This is a genomic window from Formivibrio citricus, assembly GCF_900115065.1.
GTDB classification, from domain to species: Bacteria; Pseudomonadota; Gammaproteobacteria; order Burkholderiales; family Chitinibacteraceae; genus Formivibrio; species Formivibrio citricus.
In genome coordinates, this window is sequence record NZ_FOVE01000002.1 from 224,629 (window position 1) to 249,699 (window position 25,071).

18 protein-coding genes, 1 tRNA gene, 1 rRNA gene and 2 pseudogenes are annotated in these 25,071 nt (G+C 60.4%); 16 read left to right on the forward strand and 6 right to left on the reverse strand.

What is annotated here, in order from left to right:
* The first annotated feature begins 25 nt into the window (after positions 1-25).
* Positions 26-1,351 carry a 23S rRNA (uracil(1939)-C(5))-methyltransferase RlmD gene (gene rlmD / locus BMZ36_RS02270; protein WP_091190687.1) on the forward strand — a complete coding sequence of 442 codons (1,326 nt, stop codon included), beginning with the start codon at positions 26-28 and terminating at the stop codon, positions 1,349-1,351.
* A 4-nt stretch (positions 1,352-1,355) separates the two neighbouring features.
* On the opposite strand, the gene BMZ36_RS02275 is transcribed toward rlmD, so the two are convergent.
* Entirely contained in the window at positions 1,356-3,884 is a 2,529-nt protein-coding gene (locus BMZ36_RS02275) for a cation-translocating P-type ATPase (RefSeq protein WP_091190693.1), read from the reverse strand.
* A gap of 228 nt (positions 3,885-4,112) precedes the next feature.
* Here BMZ36_RS02275 and BMZ36_RS02280 point away from each other — a divergent pair, with 228 nt between their 5' ends.
* Positions 4,113-4,946: a substrate-binding periplasmic protein gene (locus BMZ36_RS02280; RefSeq protein ID WP_091190700.1), complete on the forward strand. Its 834-nt coding sequence runs from the start codon at positions 4,113-4,115 to the stop codon at positions 4,944-4,946.
* 161 nt (positions 4,947-5,107) lie between these two features.
* Here the strand turns inward: BMZ36_RS02280 and BMZ36_RS02285 are convergent, their stop codons facing one another.
* Entirely contained in the window at positions 5,108-6,085 is a 978-nt protein-coding gene (locus tag BMZ36_RS02285; RefSeq protein ID WP_091190706.1) for a bile acid:sodium symporter family protein, read from the reverse strand.
* 212 nt (positions 6,086-6,297) lie between these two features.
* Here BMZ36_RS02285 and BMZ36_RS02290 point away from each other — a divergent pair, with 212 nt between their 5' ends.
* The 3 genes from BMZ36_RS02290 to aroA all read left to right on the forward strand — a co-directional run bounded on the left by BMZ36_RS02290 (position 6,298) and on the right by aroA (position 9,647).
* Positions 6,298-7,218, forward strand: a complete 921-nt coding sequence (locus BMZ36_RS02290; RefSeq protein ID WP_091190711.1) for a branched-chain amino acid transaminase — start codon at positions 6,298-6,300, stop codon at positions 7,216-7,218.
* A gap of 102 nt (positions 7,219-7,320) precedes the next feature.
* The gene (gene waaF / locus BMZ36_RS02295; RefSeq protein WP_091190715.1) at positions 7,321-8,343 is read left to right on the forward strand and encodes a lipopolysaccharide heptosyltransferase II; all 1,023 of its coding nucleotides are present in this window, start codon (positions 7,321-7,323) and stop codon (positions 8,341-8,343) included.
* Between the two features lie 5 nt (positions 8,344-8,348).
* On the forward strand, positions 8,349-9,647 hold the full coding sequence (gene aroA / locus BMZ36_RS02300) for a 3-phosphoshikimate 1-carboxyvinyltransferase (RefSeq protein WP_091190876.1): 1,299 nt from the start codon (positions 8,349-8,351) through the stop codon (positions 9,645-9,647).
* Between the two features lie 48 nt (positions 9,648-9,695).
* Here the strand turns inward: aroA and BMZ36_RS02305 are convergent, their stop codons facing one another.
* The 3 genes from BMZ36_RS02305 to nagZ form a co-directional block, all read right to left on the reverse strand.
* A complete protein-coding gene (locus BMZ36_RS02305) occupies positions 9,696-10,166 on the reverse strand; it encodes an REP-associated tyrosine transposase (RefSeq protein WP_091190880.1) in 471 nt (156 codons plus the stop codon).
* 81 nt (positions 10,167-10,247) lie between these two features.
* On the reverse strand, positions 10,248-10,535 hold the full coding sequence (locus tag BMZ36_RS02310; RefSeq protein ID WP_091190721.1) for a hypothetical protein: 288 nt from the start codon (positions 10,533-10,535) through the stop codon (positions 10,248-10,250).
* A gap of 38 nt (positions 10,536-10,573) precedes the next feature.
* Positions 10,574-12,118 carry a beta-N-acetylhexosaminidase gene (nagZ, locus tag BMZ36_RS02315; RefSeq protein ID WP_091190724.1) on the reverse strand — a complete coding sequence of 515 codons (1,545 nt, stop codon included), beginning with the start codon at positions 12,116-12,118 and terminating at the stop codon, positions 10,574-10,576.
* A gap of 233 nt (positions 12,119-12,351) precedes the next feature.
* Between nagZ and BMZ36_RS02320 the strand changes: the two genes are divergently transcribed.
* The 3 genes from BMZ36_RS02320 (at position 12,352) to BMZ36_RS02330 (ending at position 17,705) form a co-directional block, all read left to right on the forward strand.
* Positions 12,352-13,977, forward strand: coding sequence for a methyl-accepting chemotaxis protein (locus tag BMZ36_RS02320; protein ID WP_091190729.1), 1,626 nt, complete (start codon positions 12,352-12,354; stop codon positions 13,975-13,977).
* A 228-nt stretch (positions 13,978-14,205) separates the two neighbouring features.
* Positions 14,206-15,831 carry a methyl-accepting chemotaxis protein gene (locus BMZ36_RS02325; RefSeq protein WP_091190732.1) on the forward strand — a complete coding sequence of 542 codons (1,626 nt, stop codon included), beginning with the start codon at positions 14,206-14,208 and terminating at the stop codon, positions 15,829-15,831.
* A 254-nt stretch (positions 15,832-16,085) separates the two neighbouring features.
* Positions 16,086-17,705 (forward strand): methyl-accepting chemotaxis protein, encoded by a 1,620-nt coding sequence (locus tag BMZ36_RS02330; RefSeq protein WP_091190735.1) that lies wholly within the window; start codon positions 16,086-16,088, stop codon positions 17,703-17,705.
* Positions 17,706-18,106: 401 nt separating this feature from the next.
* Here BMZ36_RS02330 and gltX read toward each other — a convergent pair whose 3' ends face one another.
* Positions 18,107-19,495, reverse strand: coding sequence for a glutamate--tRNA ligase (gene gltX / locus BMZ36_RS02335; protein ID WP_091190885.1), 1,389 nt, complete (start codon positions 19,493-19,495; stop codon positions 18,107-18,109).
* A 440-nt stretch (positions 19,496-19,935) separates the two neighbouring features.
* On the opposite strand from gltX, the gene BMZ36_RS02340 reads away from it, so the two are divergent.
* The 8 genes and pseudogenes from BMZ36_RS02340 to BMZ36_RS02370 form a co-directional block, all read left to right on the forward strand.
* Positions 19,936-20,025: transfer RNA gene (locus BMZ36_RS02340), tRNA-Ser, on the forward strand.
* A gap of 319 nt (positions 20,026-20,344) precedes the next feature.
* Positions 20,345-20,441 (forward strand): annotated as a pseudogene (locus BMZ36_RS14625) (prepilin-type N-terminal cleavage/methylation domain-containing protein); the annotation flags it as partial.
* A 364-nt stretch (positions 20,442-20,805) separates the two neighbouring features.
* Positions 20,806-20,919, forward strand: a pseudogene (locus BMZ36_RS14630) (prepilin-type N-terminal cleavage/methylation domain-containing protein); the annotation flags it as partial.
* A gap of 352 nt (positions 20,920-21,271) precedes the next feature.
* Positions 21,272-22,282, forward strand: coding sequence for an SPFH domain-containing protein (locus tag BMZ36_RS02355; RefSeq protein WP_091190744.1), 1,011 nt, complete (start codon positions 21,272-21,274; stop codon positions 22,280-22,282).
* A 92-nt stretch (positions 22,283-22,374) separates the two neighbouring features.
* Positions 22,375-24,282, forward strand: a complete 1,908-nt coding sequence (locus BMZ36_RS02360) for a DUF4178 domain-containing protein (protein ID WP_091190748.1) — start codon at positions 22,375-22,377, stop codon at positions 24,280-24,282.
* Between the two features lie 2 nt (positions 24,283-24,284).
* On the forward strand, positions 24,285-24,431 hold the full coding sequence (locus BMZ36_RS14480) for a hypothetical protein (RefSeq protein ID WP_177187743.1): 147 nt from the start codon (positions 24,285-24,287) through the stop codon (positions 24,429-24,431).
* An 11-nt stretch (positions 24,432-24,442) separates the two neighbouring features.
* A complete protein-coding gene (locus BMZ36_RS02365) occupies positions 24,443-24,652 on the forward strand; it encodes a DUF350 domain-containing protein (RefSeq protein ID WP_091190752.1) in 210 nt (69 codons plus the stop codon).
* Positions 24,653-24,987: 335 nt separating this feature from the next.
* Positions 24,988-25,071, forward strand: a 16S ribosomal RNA gene (locus tag BMZ36_RS02370); the annotation flags it as partial.

Here is a 25,071-nt window from a genome sequence, read left to right on the forward strand (position 1 = left end):
CCGTTTTTCAGCACCTTAGCAAAAAATGTCTGCGCAGAAATATCCCCCCCGCATCGCCCATGTCGAATCGCTTGATTTCGAGGGGCATGGTATTGCCCGAGTGGAAGGCAAGACCATTTTCATCGACGGCGCATTGCCGTTCGAAACCGTGGAATACAGCACCTACCGCAAGAAACCCAATTTTGAGAATGCGCAGGCGATGGCGATCCTGCAGGAATGCTTCATGCGCACTACGCCGCGTTGCCCGCATTTTGGCGTGTGCGGCGGCTGCTCGATGCAGCACATGGAATTCACCGCGCAGGTCGCGGCCAAGCAGCGTGTGCTGGAAGAAAACCTCAAGCGCATCGGCAACGTGCAGGCCGAAACCCTGCTGCCGGCGATCTACGGCCCGGCCTGGGGCTACCGGCATCGCGCCCGCCTGTCGGCGCGGTATGTCGCCAAGAAAGGAACGGTGCTGGTCGGCTTCCATGAAAAGCGCTCAAGCTTTATCGCCGACATGACCGAATGCCACATCCTGCCCCCGCGCATCTCGAAGCAGTTGCCCGCGCTGCGCGAGCTGGTCATGCAGCTCTCCATCCGTGAGCGCATGCCGCAGATCGAACTCGCGGCGGGCGACCATGTCGACGTACTGGTGTTTCGCAACATGGACGCGATCACGCCGGAAGACGAGGCCTTGTTCAAGGCGTACGCCGATGAGTGGAACGTGCAGATCTGGCTGCAGCCCAAGGGGCCGGACACCGCCTACCCGCTGTATCCGCTCGATGCGCCGGCATTGACCTACAGCCTGCCCGAATTCGGCGTTACCATGCCGTTCAAACCGACCGAATTCACCCAGGTCAATCCGCACATCAACCGCGTCATGGTCGAGCGCGCTATCCGCCTGCTTGATCCGCAACCGGGCGAGCGCATCGCCGACATGTTCTGCGGACTGGGCAATTTCACGCTGCCGATCGCGCGCAGCGGCGCCACGGTGTTGGGCATGGAAGGCAGTCAGCAACTGGTCGACCGGGCACTGGAAAACGCACAGAAGAACGGCTTGGCCAACCGCGTGCAGTTCCAGGTCGCCAACCTGTTCGAGATGACCGAAGATTGGCTCGCCCGCCTTGGTCCGTTCGATCGCATGCTGATCGACCCGCCGCGCGACGGTGCGATGGAGCTGTGCAAGTCGATTCCGGAAACGAGTGGGCCGAAGCGCATCGTGTATGTGTCCTGCAACCCCGCAACGCTGGCGCGCGATGCCAACGTGCTGGTGCACGTGAAGGGCTATACGCTCAAGGCGGCGGGCGTGGTGAACATGTTCCCGCATACCGCGCATGTCGAAAGCATGGCGTGGTTTGAAAAGGAAGATTGATCTTTCACTTTGTATTTCCGGGGAAGGACATGGTTCCTTCCCCTTTTTTTTGCAGCAGGTTTTGGGCGATAACGAACAGCGCCATCATTCCGATTCCAATCAGGAAAGCCTGTAGCCACTCCTGAAGCGGCGGCGGGCGGAAGGCGAAGGCGGCGCAGATGGATGGCACCAGCGTAACGATGGCCAGTCCGGTCAGGGTTGCTGCGATGACCAGGATGCTTGTCCTTGCGAGCCCGTCGAACAACTTGTGCCACCCCGGTTCCCTCGCCCGACAGGCGAAGATAAGCGCGGTGTTGGCCGCGACCAGAACAACAAAGGCGAGCGCGCGCGCCTCTTCTGCGGCTTTGCCATGACTTATCAGCCAGCTATATATCCCCGCCGTGACCGCCGAAGTCAGCAGGCCCAGAACCAGGCTCGTGACGAGTTGCCGTGAAGACACCAGCCGCTCCGCGGGCGAACGCGGCGGCTGCTCCATGAGTTTGTCGCTTCCCTTTTCCGCCTCGAAAACTACCGAGCAGGCCGGATCGATGACCAGTTCGAGAAAGGCGATGTGGATCGGCGCCAGTACCAGTGGCAGGCCGAGCAGCAACGGCAGGATCGACAGGCCGATGATCGGAACATGCACGGCCAGCGTGTAGATCAGCGCTTGCCGCAGGTTGGCGAAGATGCGCCGCCCCAGGCGGATGGCGGAAACGATGGCGCTGAAATCGTCTTCGAGCAACACCAGCGAAGCCGCCTCGCGGGCGACGTCGGTGCCGCGCTTGCCCATGGCGATTCCAATGTGCGCCGACTTGAGCGCCGGTGCATCGTTGACGCCGTCGCCTGTCATGGCAACGATCTCGCCGTTCGCTTTCAGCGCCTCGACGATGGCGAGCTTCTGTTGTGGCGTGACGCGGGCGAAGACGTTCACCCCGGCAATGCGCCGCGCCAGTTCTGAAGTCGTCATGCCAGCGAGCTCTGCGCCCGTCAGTACTTCGTCTCCATCGATTCCCGCCGCTGCCGCAATCGCGCGGGCGGTGCGGGGGTGGTCGCCGGTAATCATGACCACGCGGATTCCGGCGCGCCGGCATTCGGCGATCGCGGCGGGAACTTCATCGCGCAGCGGGTCGGCCAGTCCGATCAGCCCGACCAGCCGGAAATCGAAATCGTGCTGGATGGCGGGCCAGCTTGCATTGGCGCTGTGCTCGGCCCTGGCGATGCCCAGAACGCGCAGCCCGCGCTTGGCCAAATCTTCGGCCTGTTGCATGACTTCTTCGAGTTCGCTGCCTTCAAGGTGGCAGAGGTCCGCTATCGCTTCCACTGCGCCTTTTGCTGCGACGACGTCGTGCTGGCCGTTATGGTCTTGCCACAAATGGGACATGGCCAGCAGCGCCGGGGACAGCTCGTATTCCCGTGCCAGCGCCCAGTCCGGGTGCAGGTGTTCCGTATTGGCGAGATAGTTGCGGGCAAAGCGGTGGAAAGCCTGCTCCATCGGATCGTGCGGGTCGATCTCGCTGGCGAGCACCGCGTATTCGAGCAGTTCGTGGTATTCCTCGGGCAGGTTGTCGCCGGGCAAGGCGTGGGCATCGAGACATTTTCCTCCGACCGAGAGAGTGGTCACGGTCATGCGGTTCTGGGTCAGCGTGCCGGTCTTGTCGACGCACAGCACGGTTGTTTCTCCCAGCGTTTCGATGGCGTTGAGACGGCGCGTCAGCACGCGCTGTTGCGCGATGCGGCGCGCGCCCATGGCGAGGAACACGATCATGATGACGGGGAATTCCTGCGGCAGGATGCCCATCGCCAGGGTAATGCCTGCCAGCAATCCCTCAAGCCAGCCGCCCCGCAATATCCAGTAAAGCGAGGACAGCATCAGGCACAGACCGACCCCGATCATCGCCAGTCGCCGGGTCAGGAGGCCGACCTCGTCGTGTAGCGGCGACGATTCGATGGCGATGTCCTTCAGCGACTTGCCGATGCGTCCCAGCTCGGTTTTTCCGCCGACGGCGGTCACGCGCATCAGCCCTTGCCCGCGCACGACCATCGTTCCGGCGAACATCGCGCCATCGCCAGCGAACTTGGCCACGGCCACCGATTCGCCGGTCAGCATCGACTCGTCCGTCGCCAGCTCATGCGCTTGCAGAACCTCCCCGTCTGCGGGAACGCGGTCGCCCTCGGTCAGGATTACGATATCGTCGCGGACCACCTCGCGCCCGGAGATGCGTTGCGGCGTGCCGTCGCGAATGACCAGCGCACGGGGGCTGGAGAGGTCGCGCAAGGCTTCCAGCGTGTTTTCGGTACGGCGTTCCTGGAGGATGGTGACGGCCATGATGACGAACACGAACCCGAGCAGGATCATGGCCTCGTGGATGTCGCCCATGGCCGCGTAGATCGCGCCCGCGCCCAGCAACAGGAGGAACATGGGTTCGCGGGCGACCTCAACCGCAATGGCCTGCAAGGTGCGCTTCTGTTCCGTGCCCAGTTCGTTGGGGCCTTCCGCGGCCCGTCGGGCTGCAGCCTCGGCAGCGCTGAGTCCTGATGGAAACTCGGCGTTCATGGCAATCCTGTGAAGGGGTGTTTGCGTCGGCAGTGTCTGTTGCATGCCGCATCACTCTGAGCTTAGAACCTATTTCAGCAGGCGGCTGTGCCTTTGCGTCGGGCTGTCGGGCGGAGCCCGGAATCGGTTTGTTGGTTGATGCGAAAGCAGCTAGCATGAAAATTGTCTCTCCCGTGCGCCGGGGCTTCCCTCCGGGAGAAAACTTCCGTTCGTATCAGGGAGTCGACCATGCGTCGCCTGCTTGCCTTCGTGCCGCTCCTTTTTTCTACCTGGCTCCATGCCGAAGATGGCGTGCTGGTCATGGCTTATCCGGCCAGGGAAAAGGAACCGCTGATCGCGGAGGCCCCGGACAACAGCGGTCTTTATCAGGACCTGTTTTCCCGTGCCGCACAGAAAATCGGGATGCAACTGAAGATTGTCCGCCTTCCCAAGCGGCGCATCTTTCATGAGATGCAGGATGGCAAGGTGGATTTCTATCCCGGCTCTTTTGCCGAAGACCGCGTTGCGGTGATGAGCTGGGTCGAAAACGGCATCATGACGCGCGAGGTCTGCCTGACCCGTCCCGAGGTGCCGCCACTCAACGGACTGGAGTCGGCGCCGCCGCTGCGCGTGATCGTCGAGCTGGGAGCCAGCAAGTCCGAAATCAGCCGGCGTTTTCCTTCTCTGAAGCCGGTCGAGCTGGGGCCGATGATCGACATTCCCCAAGCGGTACGATTCCTGAACGGCAACTGGGGCGACCTATTTTTCATCGAGCGCGGCCCGTTTTTCTATTACCTGAAGAAGAACAAGCAGCCTTCCGCGGAGGCCATCGGCGTGCGGTTGCATGAAAACTGCCTCGGCCCGGCCTACCCGATGCATATCGGTTTTTCGCGGCATTCCCGTCACTATGCCGAAGAGCCCAATCCCCGCTACAACCCGAACGCGCCGCTTTCCCCGCACAACCTGCCGACGCGGATTCTGCCGTCATCGACCGCGGGCAAGCTGGCCCACGTTTTGCAGCAAATGAAAAGCAGCGGGGAAACCCGCAGGCTGATCGGGCGTTACCAGGTGAGTTTCGAGTAGGCGGGTAGTCAGTCACGCAGATTCTGCTATGTTCGGCACGCCCCGCATTCCCATTCGCTTTGTCGCTCATCCTCGCCATAGCCGTACTATGGCTGCGGTTTGCTTCGCGCGGAAGGGGCGCAGACGCGTGCCTCGGCATCCACGCAAACCTGCGTGACTGACTATTGATTTTCTGCCGGCGCGGATTTGAGATAGCGCTGCGCCATGACGGCGCAGACCATGAGCTGGATCTGGTGGAACAGCATCAGCGGCAGCACGATCTGGCCGATGGCGGCACCGGAAAACAGTACCTTGGCCATGGGAACGCCACTGACAAGGCTCTTCTTCGAGCCGCAGAAAACGATGGCGATTTCATCCTCCCGCCCGAATCCCAGTTTCCGGCTCAACAGCGTGGTGCAGGTCATGACGATGGCCAGCAAAACGACGTTGACGATCAGCAAGCCTGCCAGCGTGGGCGCGGGGGTTTGCTGCCACAGCCCGGAAATCACGGCCTCGCTGAAAGCGGTATAAACCACCAGCAGTACCGAGCTCTGGTCGACGTATTTCAGCGTGCCCTTGTTGCGGTTGACCCAGCCGCCGATCCAGCGCTGGGCGATTTGCCCCGCGATGAACGGAAGCAGAAGCTGGGAAACGATATTGAGGATCGAATCCAGCGAACCGTTCTGGCCTTGGGTTTGCGCCAGCAGCAGCCCGACCAGCAACGGTGTGATGAAAATCCCGAGGATGTTGGAAGCCGAGGCGCTGCAGATGGCGGCAGGTACATTGCCTTTGGCCATCGAGGTGAAGGCAATCGAGGATTGAACCGTGGAGGGCAGCAGGCACAGGAAGAGCATGCCCAGATAGAGTTCCGGGGTGACGAAATGGCTCAATACGGGCTGCAGCAGGAAGCCCAGCATCGGAAACAGCAGGAAGGTGCAGCAGGCCACCGTCAGATGCAGGCGCCAGTGCGTGATGCCGGACAGAACCGCCTCGCGCGACAGTTTCGCGCCGTGCATGAAAAACAGCAGCCCGACCGCGACATGCGTTGCCAGATTGAAGTACTGGGCCGTGGTTCCACGGCAGGGGAGCAGGGTCGCCGTCAGAACGGTGGCGACCAGGGCCAGGGTGAAATTGTCGGGAAGATACCGCGAGCGGGCCATTGCAATCCCCTTTATGTCCAAAGAGCCGAATTAACGGAATTGAATCTTTCCGGTCGCGCTGGCGCAACGGAACTAGTTCATGTTTTTACCCTTTTGCTTTTATCGGTCATATCCTGTTTTTGCAATCGGGGCATCCCCTGATTCGAAAGGATTGGGCTACAATCTACCGATTAGGACAAGCAATCAGACCCATTCCCAGAAGGAGAATCAAGATGTCGATGTCGGATCGTGACGGCGTTATCTGGTATGACGGCAAGCTGGTGCCGTGGCGCGAAGCCACCACCCATGTGCTGACTCACACCCTGCACTATGGCATGGGCGTGTTCGAGGGCGTGCGTGCGTACGACACCCCCAAGGGCCCGGCAATCTTCCGTCTGCAGGATCACACCGACCGCCTGTTCCGCTCGGCCAAGATCGTCGGCATGGACCTGCCGTTCTCCAAGGAAGAACTCAACGAAGCCCAGCGCACCGTGGTGCGTGAAAACGGCCTGAAGTCCGGCTACCTGCGCCCGATGGCCTTCTACGGCCCGGAAAAACTCGGCATCGCCCCGCCGAAGAAGGACGTGCGCGTGATCGTCGCCGCCTGGCCGTGGGGCGCCTACCTCGGTGCCGAAGGCATGGAGAAGGGCATCCGCGTCAAGACTTCGAGCTTCAACCGCCACCATGTCAACATCACGATGTGCAAGGCCAAGGCCAACGGCAACTACATGAACTCGATCATGGCGCACGAAGAAGCTGCCGCCGACGGTTACGACGAAGCGCTGTTGCTCGACGTTGACGGCTACGTGGCCGAAGGCTCGGGCGAAAATTTCTTCATGATTCGCAACGGCAAGGTCTACACGCCGGATCTGACCGTCTGCCTCGACGGCATCACGCGCAACACCGTGTTCCAGATCATCAAGGACATGGGCTTGGAAATTACCGAGAAGCGCATCACCCGCGACGAAGTGTACGTCGCCGACGAAGCCTTCTTCACCGGCACTGCCGCCGAAGTGACCCCGATCCGCGAACTCGACCGCCGCTCTATCGGCACCGGCGTACGCGGCCCGATCACCGCGGAAATCCAGCAGCGCTACTTCGACATCGTGCAAGGCCGCAACGAGAAATACGCTGGCTGGTGCACGCTGGTGTAACACTGCCCGTTTATTCCCTCCCTCTCCCTGTCAGGGAGGGGGCCGGGGAGAGGGTAAATCTCTTTCCGGTCCGCCGCGCAAGTTTCAAATCAATCGCGTCTCATGCCAAAAATCCTCATCATCGCCCCTGCCTGGATTGGCGACGCCATCATGGCGCAGCCCTTGTACCGGCGATTGCACGAGCGCTACCCCGGTCTGGTGCTGGATGTACTCGCGCCGGCCTGGACGCGCGCCGTGCATGCGCGCATGCCGGAAGTGAACGAAACGCTCGACAACCCGTTTACCCACGGCGAACTGAACCTGCGGGCGCGCCGGAAGCTCGCGCATCAACTCAAGGCGCGGCGCTATGACCAGGCTATCGTCCTGCCCAACTCGCTCAAGTCTGCGCTGATTCCGTGGTTCGCAAGGATCCCGTTGCGCACGGGCTGGGTGGGCGAGATGCGTTATGGCCTGCTCAACGATGCGCGCAAGCTCGATACCGAAGCGCTGCCGAAAATGGTCGAGCGCTTCGCCGCGCTGGCCGAGGACAGAAACCAGCTCCTGCAACGTCCGGTTCCTTATCCGCGTCTGGTCATCGATGCCGCCGCCCGCGCCGCCGCGTTGCAGAAAGCCGGCCTCAATGCGGATCAGTCGGTGATTGCCCTTTGCCCCGGCGCGGAATATGGCCCGGCCAAGCGCTGGCCGGCACACCATGCCGCGGCGCTGGCGCGTGAACTGCTGGCCGAAGGCAAGCAGGTGTGGCTGTTCGGCTCGGGCAAGGACAACGAAATCGCCGGCGAAATCGCCGCGCTCGCACCGGGGTCCGTCAACCTGAGCGGGAAGACCAGCCTTGCCGAGGCCATCGACCTGCTCTCGCTGGCGAGCGCCGTCGTGACCAACGATTCCGGGCTGATGCACGTGGCCGCAGCGCTGGATCGGCCCAGCGTCGCCGTGTACGGCTCCAGCTCGCCGCGTTTCACGCCGCCGCTGTCCGACAAGGCGCGCATCGTGACGCTCGCGCTGGCGTGCAGCCCCTGTTTCAAACGCACCTGCCCGCTCGGGCACATGCAATGTCTCAATGACCTCGGCCCGGAGCGCGTCAGAATCGCGCTGGCCGACCTTGTCCCCGAATTGTTTGCAAGGTGATCGCCATGGAATATCTCGATCTCGCTCCCATCGCCCGCGTCAACGGCACCGTGGTGCTGCCCGGCTCCAAGAGCATTTCCAACCGCATTTTGCTGCTCGCCGCGCTGGCGCAGGGTACGACCGAGGTCAAGGGCTTGCTTGCCTCCGACGATACCCAGCGCATGCTCGAAGCGCTGCAGCAGCTCGGCGTGAACTGGCAACAGCATGGCGAAACGCGCGATTTCACCGTTCCCGGTTGCGGAGGCGTGTTCCCGGTCAAGGCGGCCGACCTGTTTCTTGGCAACGCCGGCACGGCCTTTCGCCCGCTGACGGCGGCGCTGGCGTTGTCGGGCGGAACCTACAAAATGAGCGGAGTGCCCCGCATGCACGAGCGCCCCATCGGCGATCTGATCGATGCCCTGCGCGCCGTGGGGGCGGACATTGTCTATCTCGGCAACGAAGGCTTCCCGCCGCTCGCGATCCAGCCCGCCCAAATCGAAGCCGGCCGCCGCGTGCCGATCAAGGGCAACGTGTCGAGCCAGTTCCTGACCGCGCTGCTGATGGCGCTGCCGCTGACCGGCGAAGACGTGACCATCGAAGTGATCGGCGATCTGATTTCCAAGCCGTACATCGAAATCACGCTGAACCTGATGGCGCGTTTCGGCGTGCAGGTCGAGCGCCGCGGCTGGAGCGAATTCTTCATCCCCGGCGGGCAGGTCTACCGCAGCCCCGGCGAAATCCATGTCGAGGGCGATGCTTCGTCGGCCTCGTACTTCCTGGCTGCAGGGGCGATTGCCGGCGGGGTGGTGCGCGTCGAAGGCATGGGCTCGGAGAGCATCCAGGGCGACAAGCGCTTTGCCGAAACGCTGGAACAGATGGGCGCGCAGATTACCTGGGGCGCAAATTTTATCGAAGCCGCACCGCCCGCATCGGGCCGCCTCAAGGCGCTCGACGTCGATCTCAACCACATCCCCGATGCGGCGATGACGATCGCAGTCGCGGCGCTGTTCGCCGACGGCACGACGACGATCCGCAACATCGAAAGCTGGCGCGTCAAGGAAACCGACCGCATCGCCGCGATGGCGACCGAACTGCGCAAAGTGGGCGCGATGGTGGAGGAAGGGCAGGACTACATCCGCGTCACACCGCCCGCGCAACTGAAGCCCGGAGCGGCCATCGACACTTACGATGACCACCGCATGGCGATGTGCTTGTCGCTGGCGGCTCTGGGTGGTGTGCCGGTGCGGATCAACGATCCGGGCTGCACCGCCAAGACCTTCCCGACCTACTTTGAGGAACTGGCGCGGATCGCCGCTGTGAAATAGTTCTTTTCTGTGGGAGCGGATGCAATCCGCGAACAAAACAGCGTCAAATTACAGCCAAACCGCATCCCAGAGCGGATATTCGCCGACCCCGGCGACAAGCCCTGCCCGTAAAGGGTTGGCCACGATATACCTGGCTATGGCAGCCAAGTCTTCTTCTTTCCTCAGCGCGTGATCGTGAAAGCCGTTTTGCCAGACAGGACCTTGGCGCTTGAGCGCAGAATTGATAGCAAGTGCGCTCCGACGTTTGACCCGCATCATCAAAGCCGAAAGCGAGCCCTGCCGGAGGGTAAGCAACCAGTGGAAATGATCGGGCATCACCACAAAGGCTAGGGTCTCGACCAGCCCGTCCCGCTGTGCTTGACGCAACTCGTGGACAACGCTGCGGCCCAGTAACGTGTCCCGAAAAAAGGCTTGCCGTTGCCAAGTGGCGGTTGTCAGCAGGTATGTTTGCCCGCAAAGTGAGACACGGCCTTTGCGGAGGTCCGCGCTTCTGGCTTTTGTGGAGACTTGCGGTTTCATGGAGGGGAAGTTATCGCGGATTGCATCCGCTCCCACAGAGAGTCGACTATTGTGGGAGCGGATGCAATCCGCGAACGGGAGTCAGCGTTTTTTCTTCTTGCCGGCCTTTCTGACGCCGGCTTTTTTTGTGCCCACTCTCTTCTTCGGCTGTTTGACCTGATGGGCAGTGGCCGGTGTCACGGCCTTTTTCTTGCCCGACTTCACGGAGGCTTTCTTGCGGGACTGTGTGGTCTTGACCGGTTTTTTCTTGGCGACCTGTGGTGCGGCGGCGGGGTCGTCGAACGGCAAGGGCGCATCTTTCTCTTCGGCATGTGCGCCCAGCGTCAGGGCGCCGAACAGGGCAATTCCGGCAATCCAGCGCAATAGCATGTGTTCCTCCGGTGGCAGGGAATGGTGGAAAAGCGGGATTATACCGCTGTTGGCCCACGCTTCCGCAGCAAAGCCTCTGCCAGCGCTTGCAATGCCGCCGGGCGGTTCGAGCAGGCGGCAAGCCGGCCATGTGCCTGTGGCGCGAGATCGAGGTCATAAGGCAGGCGGCCGGCCACGAGCCAGGTTTTTTCTTGCGGCAGCGCGGCCAGCAGCGCCTGCTGTGCCGGCTTGAGCACAGCGTTGTAGCTGACGAAAAGCACCTGTTCGCTAGCTCCGGCGCGGGTGGCGGCCAAGGCAATATCCTCCCCGCTTGGCGCGAGCGGCAGGCGTAGTTCGGTGATGCCCATTCCGCGCGCAGCCAGACAGCCGCCGAGCGTTTCCTCCGCCGTTGCCACGACATCGATTTCCGTGTGTTCGCGCACTTCGCAGGTAATGACCAGCGCCGGCCTGGCCGGGTCGAGCCGGTTCGGCTGGCCTGCCCATGAGACAGCCGCAGCATGGATGCGCTTCGACAATGCCAGGTGTTCCGGCGTCGCTAACAGGGCCGATGGGTCGGCAGGTAGCGCGCGCCAGTCGGGCAGCCGCGCCTTGAGCTCCAGAATGCGCGCCAGCGATTCGTCGATGCGCGCCTCGCCGATCTCGCCGTTTTCAACTGCGCGCACCAAGGCTTCGATGACCGCGATTTGGCGATCCTCGCGGTGCGAGACCAGCAGTACGTCTGCGCCTGCCTTGAACGCGCGCACCGCGCCCTCGACGACGCCGATGCCTTTGGCAATCGCGTCCATTTCCAGGCAATCGGTAAACACCACGCCCCTGAATCCGAGCTCTTCGCGCAGCAGCCCGGTCAGGACGGCGTGTGAGAGCGTGGAAGGCGTATCGGGATCGCGCTCGAACGCAGGAAATACCACGTGCGCCGACATGATGGCTTCCACTCCGGCCGCAATCGCGGCGCGGAACGGGGCGAGCTCCACGACATCGAGCCGCGCCCGGTCGTGCGGTACGCGCGGCAAGCCAAGATGCGAATCGACATCGGTATCGCCGTGGCCGGGGAAGTGCTTGGCCGTGGCGGCGATCCCGGCTTGTTGAATTCCGCGCAGCGCCGCCAGCCCATATTCGCAGACCTCGGCCACCGTTTCGCCAAAGGCGCGCACGCCGATCACCGGGTTGCGCGGGTTGTTGTTCACGTCCAGCACCGGGGCGAAGTTGACGTTGAAACCGAGCTGGCACAGTTCCTCGTTGGCGATGCGGGTCAGTGCTTCGCAATCGGCGGGAGTTCCTGCTGTGCGAAAAGCCAGCGCAGAAGGCAACGGTGTGACGCCGTTCTCGATCCGTGCCACCACGCCGCCTTCCTGATCCACGGCGATGAAGAGCGGTGTGCCGGAGCGCTCGGCGTTGATGGTTTGCAAGCGCCGGTTGAGCGCGGCCACCTGCTGCGGCGTCTGAGTGTTGCGGCGGAACAGGATCACGCCGCCGAGGTGATGGTTGCGGATCAGGTTTTCGATCTGGGCATCGGGCGTGAGCGCATCGAACCCGGCCATCAGAAGCTGACCGATTTTCTGGCGGAGGGAAAGAGTGGACGGCATGGCGAATCGGGTAATGGAGCGGAGCTGGCAGGATAGAGGGTTGGCGGTCTGCCGCCAAGCTGCAGGCGCTTGCGAATCTTAAATGGTTAACTTACCATGCGGTCGATTGGTAATTTTAACGTTTGAAAAAAACAACTTTGACAGACGCTCGCTTTCTGCGGTGCACAAATTGCACTTGCTGCAAATTTTCAATTTGTGAAATGTGACTGGGCGGGCGACTCAGGGAGGAAAACATGGCATTGTCCATCGTAAGACGTTTGCAGATCATGGCCGCCTGTTCCGTGGTGGCATTGCTGGCCGTGGGCATAACGGGCGCGCGCGTGACATCGAAAGTCAACGAAAGCCTGCACAACGTGAATGCCAATACGCTGCCCAGTGTGGAAGCGATTGCCGACATCAACGAAAACTTCATGCGCCTGCGCATTCTGACGCTCTATCACAGCTTGAGTGCTGAACCAGCCAAGAAAGTCGCAGTTGAAAAACAGATGGCCGCAGTCAGGGGAAGCATCGACAAGGGGCTGGCTCGCTATGAGAAGGAGCGGCTGGTCAACTCCAAGGACAAGGAACTACTCGAGGCTGACAAGAAGTTGATGGTCAACTACTACACGATTATCGAGAAGGTGCTGGAAAAGTCCAGAACTGAAGGGGTTGAAGCTGCGCTTGCCGTCATTAACCTGCCGGAAACCCAGCAAGGCGCGGCCAAAATGACTGAGGCGATGGAAGCGCACAAGAAATACAACCGGGCCTTGGCCGACGAGCAGGAAAAAAGCGCCAGTGAAAGCGCGCGGCTTGGGCTGATCATCAGCTGGGCGATGATTGCCGTTGGCGCGGCGGGTGTCGCCCTGCTGAGTATCTGGCTGGTGCGCGGCATCGGTCGCGGTTTGAACAGCGTGCAAACCGCTGTGGGGCATATCGAGAACAACCTGGACTTTACCCACCGGGTCGAGGTCCACGGCAACGACGAGCTGGGCGTTACCGCCCAAGCGGTCAACCGACTGCTGGAAAAAATGCAGGGCAACCTCAAGACGATTTCAGGCGAAGTCCAGACGCTCGCTGCGGCAGCCAACCAGATGGCTTCCACTGCGGACCAGGTCGCCAAGGCCGCACACCAGCAAAGCGAAGCAGCTTCCAGCATGGCCGCGACGGTCGAGGAAATGACCGTCAACATCAGTCTGGTCGGCGACCGGGCGCAGGAAGCCAACCGCATTTCCAGCGAATCCGGCCAGCTGGCCGCCACGGGTGAAAATGTCATCGGCCAAACCGCACATGGTATCAACCAGATCGCCTCGACCGTGCATGACGCTGCCGCGCGCATCCACGAGCTTGAGCAGCACAGCCAGAAGATTTCCAACGTGATTGCTGTGATCAAGGAGATCGCCGACCAGACCAACCTCTTGGCGCTCAATGCCGCTATCGAAGCCGCGCGAGCCGGCGAACAGGGCCGCGGTTTTGCCGTGGTGGCCGACGAAGTGCGCAAACTGGCCGAGCGCACGGCTTCCTCTACGCAGGAAATCACCAATACCATCGAAACCATGCGTACCAGCGCAAGCAATGCCGTGCAGGGCATGCAGGGGGCCGTCGAGGAAGTCCGCCAGGGCGTGGCGCGTGCACAGGAAGCCAACGACTCGATCCGCCAGATTGGAGAGGGTAGCCGCAGCGCCGTGGGCATGGTCGAAGAGATCACCACAGCCATTCGTGAACAGGGTACGGCGACCAACAACATCGCCACCCAAGTCGAGCGGATTGCCCAGATGTCCGAGGAAAGCAGCGCAGCCGCAGAAGAAAGCGCCCGCGCCGCGCGCGATCTGGATCGCATGGCGCTGGGGATGCACGGCATTGTGGCGGCGTACCGGCTTTGATATGTGTGGAAGCGGAAGACATCCGCGAAATGGAAAAGTAATCTGACGACGCAGTAAATCGTCGGCAAATCGAAACAGGCGCCTCGTGCGCCTGTTTCTATTACGAAGTTCGTAAGCTTTTGAGTTGCCTGTGTTACATGCGGCTTCTTGGTTTGCGTGGGGTGTTTGTCCTATCCTTCAGCCTGAGTCGGTTCAGCCTCCAGAAAATCAGAAAAAGGAATCCCGTCCATGGCCCTTACCATCGCCCGTCGTTTGCAAATCATGATCGGCTGTTCGATCCTGGCGCTGATCGTTCTTGCCGTTTCCGGCGCGCAAGTCGCCTCGCACTTGAGAGGCGGCGTTGACTACCTCTATACCAATGCCATGCCGAGCATCCAGACGCTGGATGATGTACATGACGATTACATGAACATACGCGTGCTGGTGCTGTACCACATGCTGGTCAAGGACCCGGCGCAAAAGACCGGCGTTGAAAAGAAAGTTGCCGAGCACAAGGAACAACTCCAGAAAAAATTGGCCCGTTACGAGAAGGAACTGCTCTCGGATGCAAAGGACAAGGAGCTGCTGGAGGCCAACAAGAAGCTGTTCGCCAACTATTTTGCCACGCTCGATGCCCTGTTCGCAAAATCCCGCGCCAATGATCAGGAAGGCGCGCTGGCGGAGATCGGCAAGCCGGAAAACCGCGAGAACCTCACCAAGCTGCTGGCCACCCTTGAAGCTCATGGCAAATACAACGACAAGCTGGCCGAGGATTTCCACAAGTCCTCCATGGCCAGCGACCGCCGCGGGCAGATCATTTCGCTGATCCTGATCGTGGCGGCGATTCTGGGCGTGGGCAGCATGGGGTTCTTCCTGTTGCGCAGCATCAACAAGGCGCTGCATGAAACCCAGAGTGCCATCACGCATATTGAAAGCCATCTCGATTTCACGCGCCGGGTTGAAGTGCATAGCGGCGACGAACTGGGAATCACGGCCAAGGCCATCAACCGCCTGCTGGAAAAATTGCAGGACAACCTGAAAACAATCGCCACTGGTGCGCAATCCGTGGCCGCGGCCGCCAACCAGATGGCCGCGACCTCGTCGCAGGTCGCCAAGGCATCGCAGCAGCAGAGCGAAGCCGCTTCCGGCATGGCCGCGACGGTCGAGGAAATGACCGTCAGCATCAACCACGTCGCCGACCGCGCGCAGGAAGCCAACCGTATTTCCTGCGAATCCGGGCAGCTTGCAGCCTCGGGCGAGCGGGTTATCGGCCAGACGGCAGAAGGCATCAACCAGATTGCCGGCACGGTGCATGATGCGGCTGCGCGCATTCACGAGCTTGAACAGCACAGCGCGCAGATTTCCAATGTCGTGGCTGTCATCAAGGAAGTGGCCGACCAGACCAACCTGCTGGCACTCAACGCCGCCATCGAAGCAGCGCGTGCGGGCGAACAGGGCCGCGGTTTTGCCGTGGTGGCCGACGAAGTACGCAAGCTCGCGGAACGCACGGCCGCATCCACGCAGGAAATTTCCCGCACCATCGAAACCATGCGTGCCGGCGCCAGCAATGCCGTGCAAGGCATGCAGGGTGCGGTGGCAGAGGTGGGGCAGGGTGTCGAGCGCGCGCAGGAAGCCAACGATTCGATCCGCCAGATCGGCGAAGGCAGCCGCAGCGCCGTGGGCATGGTCGAAGAGATCGCTACCGCAATTCGCGAACAGGGCACGGCGACCAACAACATTGCCATTCAGGTCGAAAAGATCGCTCAGATGTCCGAGGAAAGCAGCGCCGCCGCCGAAGAAAGCGCCCGCGCCGCGCGCGATCTGGACCGCTTGGCCGGCGAGATGCACGGCATCGTGGCAGCCTATCGGCTTTGAGCTTTCTTGTTTCCAACAAAAGCGGGGGCGGCAAGCGCCCGCTTTTTTACTCGCTGTCAAATACTCACAAAGCTTTACCGGTTTTTACCGGGGCATCGCCGTGTCCGACAAGCGCAAGACGTACCATTGCATGTTCTGGAAATTGTTTATGCATCAGACGAATAGCGCTTGATTGCGGCGTGTAGCATTGTGTACATTAAGCGCCCTGTCATGAATGCGAAACAAAATACAATAATGTATATAAGGGAATACTCATGAACCTAACCATATCGCGACGCCTTGCCGTGATGAGTGTAGGCGCAGTGCTGGCATTGATCATTGTTGGCTTGATCGGGTTTGTCACAGCCCGTCAAATCACGGCGGACATGAAATACACCAGCGAAAACGTGATCCGCAGCCTGGGCCTGCTCAGTGATGCCGAGAGCAGCTTCCTGCTGATTCGGGTCAACGGCCTCTACCATCTGTCCTACGACGATGCGGCCAGGAAAGCCCCGCACGACGAAGTCATCAAGCAGAAGGTCGCCGATATCCGCAAGAACCTGGGCGAATACGAAAAATCCGTGACCGACCCGCGCGACAAAGCCCTGCTGGAAGAAGACAAGCAACTCTTCACTGCTTATGTCGTGGCGCTGGACCGGATGCTGGAAAAATCCCGCGCCAACGATCGGGCGGGCGCGAATACCGTGATCGAGGCGGAATGGAAGCCTGCCGGCGAAAAACTGACCAAAGCCTTTGCCCAGCACAAGCAATACAACGAAAAGCTGGCTGCCGATCTCGCGCAAAAGGCCGCCGCCACCGGCCAGCGCAATGCCGTGATTACCGCGATTGCCACCTTGGCCGGCGTGTTGCTGGTCAGCGTGATGAGCGTGCTTTTGTGCCGCGGCATTCGTAATTCCCTGAAAAAAATGCACGACGCCATGTTCCGGGTGCAGGGGCAGTTGGATTTCACTGCGCGCGTTGAAGGGCTTGGGCGCGACGAAATCGGCGAAACCGCCGATGCCTTCAACCGCCTGCTCGACAAGCTGCAGGAAAACCTTCGCCAGGTAGCAAACAATGCCAATCAGGTAGCGACCTCGGCCAGCGAAATGGCCGCCATCTCCAACCAGATTGCCACGGCATCGGTCGCGCAAAGCGAAGCCGCATCCAGCATGGCCTCCTCGGTGGAAGAGATGTCGGTCAGCATCAACCATGTCGGCGACCGTGCCAACGTAGCCAGCCAGTTTGCCGGCGAATCGGGCAAGCTGGCCGCCGAGGGCGAACAGGTCATCGGCCAGACCATGCAGGAAGTCAGCCAGGCTGCCGCCACGGCCAGCCAGGCCGAAGAGCGAATCCGCAAGCTGGAAAGCGAAAGCGAGCGCATCTCCTCTGTCGTGGCCGTCATCAAGGAAGTCGCCGACCAGACCAACCTCCTCGCGCTCAATGCCGCCATCGAAGCCGCGCGCGCCGGCGAACAGGGCCGCGGCTTTGCCGTGGTGGCCGACGAAGTGCGCAAGCTTGCCGAACGCACCGCAGCCTCCACGCAGGAAATCACCCAGACCATCGAATCGATGCGCCAGGGCGCACGCGATGCCGTGGAAGGCATGCACCATGTGGTGCAGCAGGTGGAGCAGAGCGCGAAACATGCCAGCCATGCCAATGAAGTCATGATCAAGGTCGGCAGCGGCAGCCGCGAAGCGGTTTCGATGGTCGGTGAAATCAGCAGCGCGATGCGCGAACAGACGCACGCCAGCCACAGCATGGCGCAGCAGATCGAGCACGTGGCCTCGATGTCGGAAGAAGGCAGCGCCGCAGCAAGCGAAAGCGCCCGTTCCGCGCGAGATCTGGAACGCCTGGCCGGCAGCATGCAAGGGATGATAGCCGCGTACCGCCTTTGATATAGGTGGGAGCGGATGAAATCCGCGAAACACAAAACAAAACGGCACGCCATGCAGGTGTGCCGTTTTGTTTGAGCGGGAATCGATCAGTAGATTTGGTCAGATTTTTGTTCGAATTCGTCACCCCGGCGCAGGCCGGGGTCCAGCGAGTAGCCCGGATGAAACAACGTGAAATCCGGGGCTTGCGTTGGTGGTTGCCACAAACCCGGTGTGTCTTTGACTCCGTGCCCCCGGATTTCGCTGCGCTGCATCCGGGCTACCCGCTTTGGCCGGTATGTGGGAGCGGATGAAATCCGCGAATCGCAAAACAAAACGGCACACCATTCAGGTGTGCCGGTATGACGGCAAAACGATCGCGCTCTTCCCTGTACCTCTGTGTTTCACGAGGTGAAAATTCTGGATCAAGCCGCCAGCCGCTTCAACACTTCCTCACGTCCCAGCAGCGCCAGCACGGCATCAACCGAGGGTGTGCTGGTGGTACCACAGACCTTCGCGCGCAACGGCATGCCTACCTGCGGCATCTTCACGCCCTGTGCCTTCACAAAGTCCTTGATGAACTGCGACAGGGTCGGTTGATCCCAGACTTCCAGCCGGGCCACGCCTTCGGCAAAGAATTCCAGCCGCGCCTCGTCGTCCGGCGTCAGGTGCTTTTCCACAACCTCGGCGGTCGGATCGAGCGGGCGGTAGAAATACTCGGCCTGTTCGGCAAGTTCCACCAGCGTCTGCACACGGTCGCGCAGCAAGGTGACGACGCTTGCCAGGGCCGGGCCGTTGGCTGTGTCGATACCCTTGTCTTCAAGGAAGCGTGCAGCCAGTGATGCCAAGCGAGCCGGATCGGCCACTTTCATGTGCTGGGCGTTGAGCCACAGCAGCTTGTCGCGGTCGAAGCGCGACGGGCTGGGGCTGACATTCTTGAGATCGAACCACTCCACGAACTGCGCCATGGTAAAGAACTCGTCGTCGCCATGCCCCCAGCCCAGTCGGGCCAGGTAGTTGAGCAGCGCCTCCGGCAGGAAGCCCTGGCGGTCGTAGTCGACCACGCTGACCGCATCGCGGCGCTTGGAAAGCTTCTGCCCCTGGTCGTTATGGATCATCGGCAGGTGGGCGAACTGCGGCAGCGGCGCGCCCAGTGCCAGAAAGATATTGATCTGGCGCGGCGTGTTGTTCACGTGGTCGTCGCCGCGAATCACTTGGGTGATGCCCATGTCCCAGTCGTCGATCACCACGCAGAAGTTGTAGGTCGGCGTGCCGTCCGGGCGCGCGATGATCAGATCGTCGAGCTCCTCGTTGCTGATCTCGATGCGGCCCTTGACCAGATCGTCCCACACCACCGAACCATCGAGCGGGGTCTTGAAGCGGATCACCGGCGCAACGCCTGCCGGCGGCTCGGGCAGCGTCTTGCCCGCTTCCGGGCGCCAGCGGCGGTCGTAGCGCGGCTTCTCGCCGCGCGCTTCCTGCTCGGCGCGCATGGTTTCAAGCTCTTCCTTGCTCGCGTAGCAGCGATAGGCATGGCCACTTTCCAGCATCTGCTGCAGCACTTCCTTGTAACGATCCATGCGCTGCATCTGGTAGAACGGGCCTTCGTCGTAATCCAGATTCACCCAGTGCATGCCGTCCATGATCGCCGCCACCGATTCCGGCGTCGAGCGTTCGACATCGGTATCCTCGATACGCAGCACGAACTTGCCGCCGTTCTTGCGGGCATGGGCCCAGGAAAACAGCGCGGTGCGCACGCCGCCGATGTGCAGCATGCCGGTGGGACTGGGAGCAAAACGGGTACGGACTGTCATGGCCATCTCGAAACAAGGCAAAAGCAGCATTCTACCGGCGCGCAATGCAACATGAAACAATGTCACGGCAGGAGATGTTGCGGCCCGGTTCTGCGCTTCCCTTTTTGCCAAAGGGCGATTGAGGGGAGGGCGGCAATGGAGATTTCTCAACGCTCTTTTTTAGATAAAGGGGCGGGGGGCTTCGCTCTGGAGTCAGGGCAATCGGACTGTGCGCTTTTTTGAATCGATAATATGCAAATAGCACCGTTTTTTCTCCCTCCCTCTTGATGGAGGAGGGCAGGGGAGAGGGTGAGATGGGGCAAGATCAGTGCATGGTTGATACATTTCCCCCTCTCCCGCAAGGGGCGAGGGGACACCTGGATAGTGTGAGTGCCTTGGGTATGGAATAGAAATGCCTGGAACCCCGCCACAAGTTGCGCTACAATCCCGCCTCGCTCCGCGGAAAGGTGGCAGAGTGGTTGAATGTACCTGACTCGAAATCAGGCGTAGGTGCAAGCCTACCGAGGGTTCGAATCCCTCCCTTTCCGCCAGTATTCAATAAAAAGCCCTCGATTTTTCGAGGGCTTTTTTGTTTTTCGGTTTGCGGCCGATTGTCGGTGCGAGAAAAACCGCAGGGCAAGCCCAGTTGCCCATCTCGGGGCAAAATGTGACAAAAAACGGCATCTGGACCGGCGGCTGACCGGGGTCGGCGCAGCCGCAACACACTTCCCCAGCGCTATGGCGTCCGGCAGAAGAACGCCCGCCTGCCGTTCATCCGCCCCCGCCTTGCCCGCTGGCACACCCCTTGCTATCAACAGAGTGCGCCGCCGCGAAGACGGCACAATACTCAACTACCGAGAGGTGAATATCATGAAGAAGATGCAACAGGGCTTTACCCTGATCGAACTGATGATTGTGGTGGCAATTATCGGTATTTTGGCCGCTATTGCGTTGCCGCAATATAACCAATATCGCATCCGTTCTGCTGAAAATGCTTGCTTGGGCGAAGTTGCTGCGTATGCCAAGGCTGCTGTGGCTGCTTTGGCTACAGATGGCATGGTTGTTCCGGCTCATGTGCCGAGTGCTTGTAATGCCGCTATTGCCACCCCTGCTGCAATGGCTGGTACAGCTGATGTTGCTCCTAGAACTCCTGGTGTCCGTAATTCTCGGTGTGATTGGACAAACGGCTCTTGCACTCTGCTCCCGTAAGCATTTTAATTTTGCCTTAGTCTGCTGAGTCCCCTCGCTCGCAAGGCGGGGGGATTTTCCAAGAGGCTTCGCGGTTCACCTGGAATTCTGCGGTGAAGGGAAATTGCAGAAGGAGAAGTCCCATGATGCGTTTCCAACAAGGCTTTACCCTGATTGAATTAATGATCGTGGTGGCAATCATCGGCATCTTGGCTGCCATCGCCCTGCCGCAATACAACCAGTACCGCATCCGTGCTGCCAACGGAGCCTGTCAGGCCGAGGCAACCAATTATGCACACTGGGCCTTGGCAAGCTTGATGGATGGGCAGCCTGCGAGTGCGGCGGTATTGGGTGCGTGTGCGGCAATTAATACCCCAGCGGCGATTGGTGATCCGGTGACGGCTGTGCCGCGGGCGCCGGGTGACAGAAACACGAATTGCAACATGAATACCGCGACCTGTACGCTGGCGCCGTAAACGCAAGATTGGATTCAAACAAAAGCCCTGCTGCTTTGGCATCGGGGCTTTTTTGTGCCCAAGGCAAGGCTGTTTGATTCGACAGGTTCGGGGTGTGCTATAACCCCATCATCCCCCACGCAAGGAGCCAATCATGGGTCTCTTCGATTTCGTCAAAAAACAGTTTATCGATGTCATCCACTGGACCGAGGAGGGCGACGGGGTTTTGGCCTACCGCTACCCGATGCAGGACTTCGAAATCCAGAACGGCGCGCAGCTCACGGTGCGCGATTCGCAACTGGCGCTGTTCGTCAACGAAGGCCAGGTGGCCGATGCGTTCCAGCCGGGCCTCTATACGCTCAACACGCAAACCCTGCCGGTTCTGACCAACCTCAAGAACTGGGACAAGCTCTTCGATTCCCCGTTCAAATCCGATGTCTATTTCTTCAGCTCCCGTCTGCAGCTCGACCGCAAATGGGGTACGCCCAACCCGATTACACTGCGCGATCCGGAATTCGGCATGGTGCGCTTGCGCGCTTTCGGTATCTACAGCTACAAGATTGTCGATCCGGCGGTGTTCTACAAAGAGGTCTCGGGTACGCGCGAGATTTATTCGGTCGATGATCTGGATGGCCAGTTGCGCAATACCATCATCGGCTCGCTGACCGATGCGGTGGCCTCGGCCGGCATCGCTTTTGTCGATCTGGCGGCGAATCAGGAAGAAATCGGCGCCAAGCTAAAAACCGCCATGGAGCCGGTGTTCGCCCGTTACGGCTTGGCGCTGGATAGCTTTGTGGTGCAGAACGTCTCGCTGCCGGAAGAGTTGCAGAAGATTCTCGACCAGCGCATCAGCATGAACGTGATCGGGGATATGAATAAATATACCCAGTTCAACGTGGCACAAAGCATCCCGCTGGCCGCGCAGAACGAAGGCGGCATGGCCGGCATCGGCGCGGGCGTGGGGGCCGGGATCGGCATGGGGCAGGCGATGGCCGCTGCGGTTGGGCAGGCGATGGGCGGCGCGGGGGCTGCGCCGCAGGCCGGGGCGCCCGCGGAAGACCCGCTGGCCTTGATCGAAAAACTGCACGGCCTGAAAGAGAAGGGCATCCTCAGCGAAGAAGAATTCGCGGCCAAGAAGGCCGAGTTGCTGAAGAAGCTGGTTTGAGCATGAGTGTGGGAGCGGATGAAATCCGCGATTGGTTTTCGCGATTAACCATCGCGCTCCCGTTGTAATGGGTGGTTTCTGAAAATAACATCATGAAAAAAGCCCAATGCCCTTCCTGTGGCGCTGAAGTCATTTTCCAGTCGGCTACGTCCGTCATGGCGGTCTGCGACTATTGCCGCAGCACGCTGGTGCGCCACGACCAGAATATCGAAGACATCGGCAAGATGGCCGCGCTGGCCGAGGATGCCAGCCCGCTGCACCGCGGTGTATCCGGTGCCTGGCAGGGCGTGAATTTCACGCTGATCGGGCGCATCCAGTTGCAATACGAGGCCGGCTACTGGAACGAGTGGTACGCGCTCTTCGACGACGGGCGCGAGGGCTGGGTGTCTGAAGGTTCCGGCCTGGCCTATGTCACTTTCCCGGTCGAGGCCAAGGGCGCGCTGCCGGAGTGGGCGACTCTGGAGCCGGGGCAGATAGTGCGCCTGGGCGGCAAGTCGTACACGCTGACCAACAAGGAAGAATCCCGCGTGGTGGCGAGCGAGGGCGAGTTGCCTTTCCGGGTCGGGGCGGGCTATCCGGCGCCCGCGGCGGATTTTCGCGGTGAGGATGAGGGGTTCGTCAGTATTGATTACAGCGACACGCCGCCGCGCCTGTATCTGGGAGCGGTGACCAGTTACGCCGCGCTCAAGCTTGATGATTCGATGGCCGCAGCGCGCGAAGCGGCCAGGGTGCAGGCGAAAGTATTCAATTGCCCGACCTGTGCTGCGCCCGCGGAGATTCATGCGGGGGAGATATTGGCGTATGCATGCCCGGCCTGCGGAACGACCGTGGATGTCTCCGATCCGGGGTTGGCCATCATTGCCGGCGCACGCAAAAGCGAGCGTGTGCTGCCGCGTATTCCGCTGGGCACTGCACTGACTTTGCGCGGCGACAAGCTGCAGGTGCTCGGCTTCATGCGTCGGCAGACCGCAGTGGACGGCGAGATTTATCCATGGGACGAGTATCTGCTCTATGGGGATAAAGCCGGTTTTCGCTGGCTGATTGATTCCGAAGGTCACTGGAGCTACGGTCGCGCCACGTCGAAATTGCCCAATGCGAGCGGCGGCAAGGACTTTGTTTCGCCGGTGGCCGGTTACGAAGGTCAGACCTACAAGCACTTCCAGAGTTGCAGGGCGCGGGCGGCCTATGTGGCCGGAGAATTCAACTGGCGTGTCAAGGCCGGCGACGAGGTGGATTGCGACGATTACATCGCGCCGCCGTATATGCTCTCAAAAGAACGCGCGCCGAATGAAATAACCTGGACGCAATGCGAATACCTGCCGCTGGATGAGCTGAAAGCGGCTTGCCCGAAAGTGCTGGCCGGGCCGCAAAACGGCATCGCTCCCAATCAGCCTTCTCCCTATATGGGGAATACCGCACGGTTCTGGAAGGTTTACGGGCTGGCGGCGCTGCTGGCTGTGGCCCTGCAAATCTTTTTTGTCTGGCGGGCGGCTAATGAAACGGTGCTGTCCCATGCTTTCGAACTGACCCCGGGGCGCTCGGCGACCTATACCTCTGCGCCCTTTGTATTGAAAAGACATACCAACCTGCGCCTGGAAAATGAAGCGTCGCTCAACAATAGCTGGGCATACCTGTCGATGACGCTGATCAATCGCACGACCGGCGAGCAGATCGCGCTGGGTCGCGAACTCAGCTTCTATTCTGGACGGGATAGTGACGGAAGCTGGACTGAAGGCAGTCGCCACGATGCGGCCTTCCTGACCGGCATTCCGCCGGGCGAGTATGTCATGGAAGTGGAAACCGAAAGTGCGCCCGAACAAAAAGGCAGTGTGGTCAACCGTCTGCGGGTCGTGCGTGATGTTCCTGTCTGGGGCAATCTGTGGGTGCTGGTATTCGGCCTGCTGATTTTTCCGTTATGGGCCAGCTGGCGACGTTACTACTTCGAGGTACAGCGTTGGGCTGAAAGCGATCACCCTTGGGGTGGGAAGTCGGATGACTGACTATGTTCTATAGAATCTTTGTTGTTCTCGTGGCTGCAGGCTTGCTCTCCTTTGCTTGGGCGCAGGCGCGCGGCTATTCGATTTTCGGTTCGGCTGCCAGCGAACGCATCGCCAAGGGCGCGGCCGGGCAGCGCGCCTATCACAAGTAAGGAGTCAACTCATGAGCTTAAACCTGATCAATTTGGCCAACTCGCTGCTTTATGCCTTGCTGGGCGTGATTGTCTTCTGGGTGGCTTTCATCATCATCGACAAGCTGACCCCCTACAACCTGTGGAAAGAGCTGGTTGAAGGGCGCAATACGGCGCTGGGGATGGTGGCGGCTGCCATGTGCTTGGGGATCGCGATCATTGTTGCCGCAGCGATCCACTGATTTGAGGGTGGGAAGATGTTTTTGATGAATCCTTGCGGATCAGGGGTTTATCGACTTTGTGGTGATAAAGGTGAGAAGAAGGTGTTGACGGTTTTGGGGTGGGTCGGTATAGTTCGGCCTCTCTGCTGCTGACGCAGCGAAGTTTGAAGCGCGAAGGACTGATTTTACAGGGTTTTTCGGGTGGACAACAACGATCTTTAACAGAATGCAACCGATGAGTGTGGGTATCTGATTGGGTAACCAAAATTGATACCTGCACCAAGAAATACAGCGAATGGCTCGCAAGAGTCATCGCCAGTAATAACTTTGTGCATGGATCGAACACATTAGTATTTCAACTAAAGAGTTTGATCCTGGCTCAGATTGAACGCTGGCGGCATGCTTTACACATGCAAGTCGAACGGCAGCGCGGACTTCGG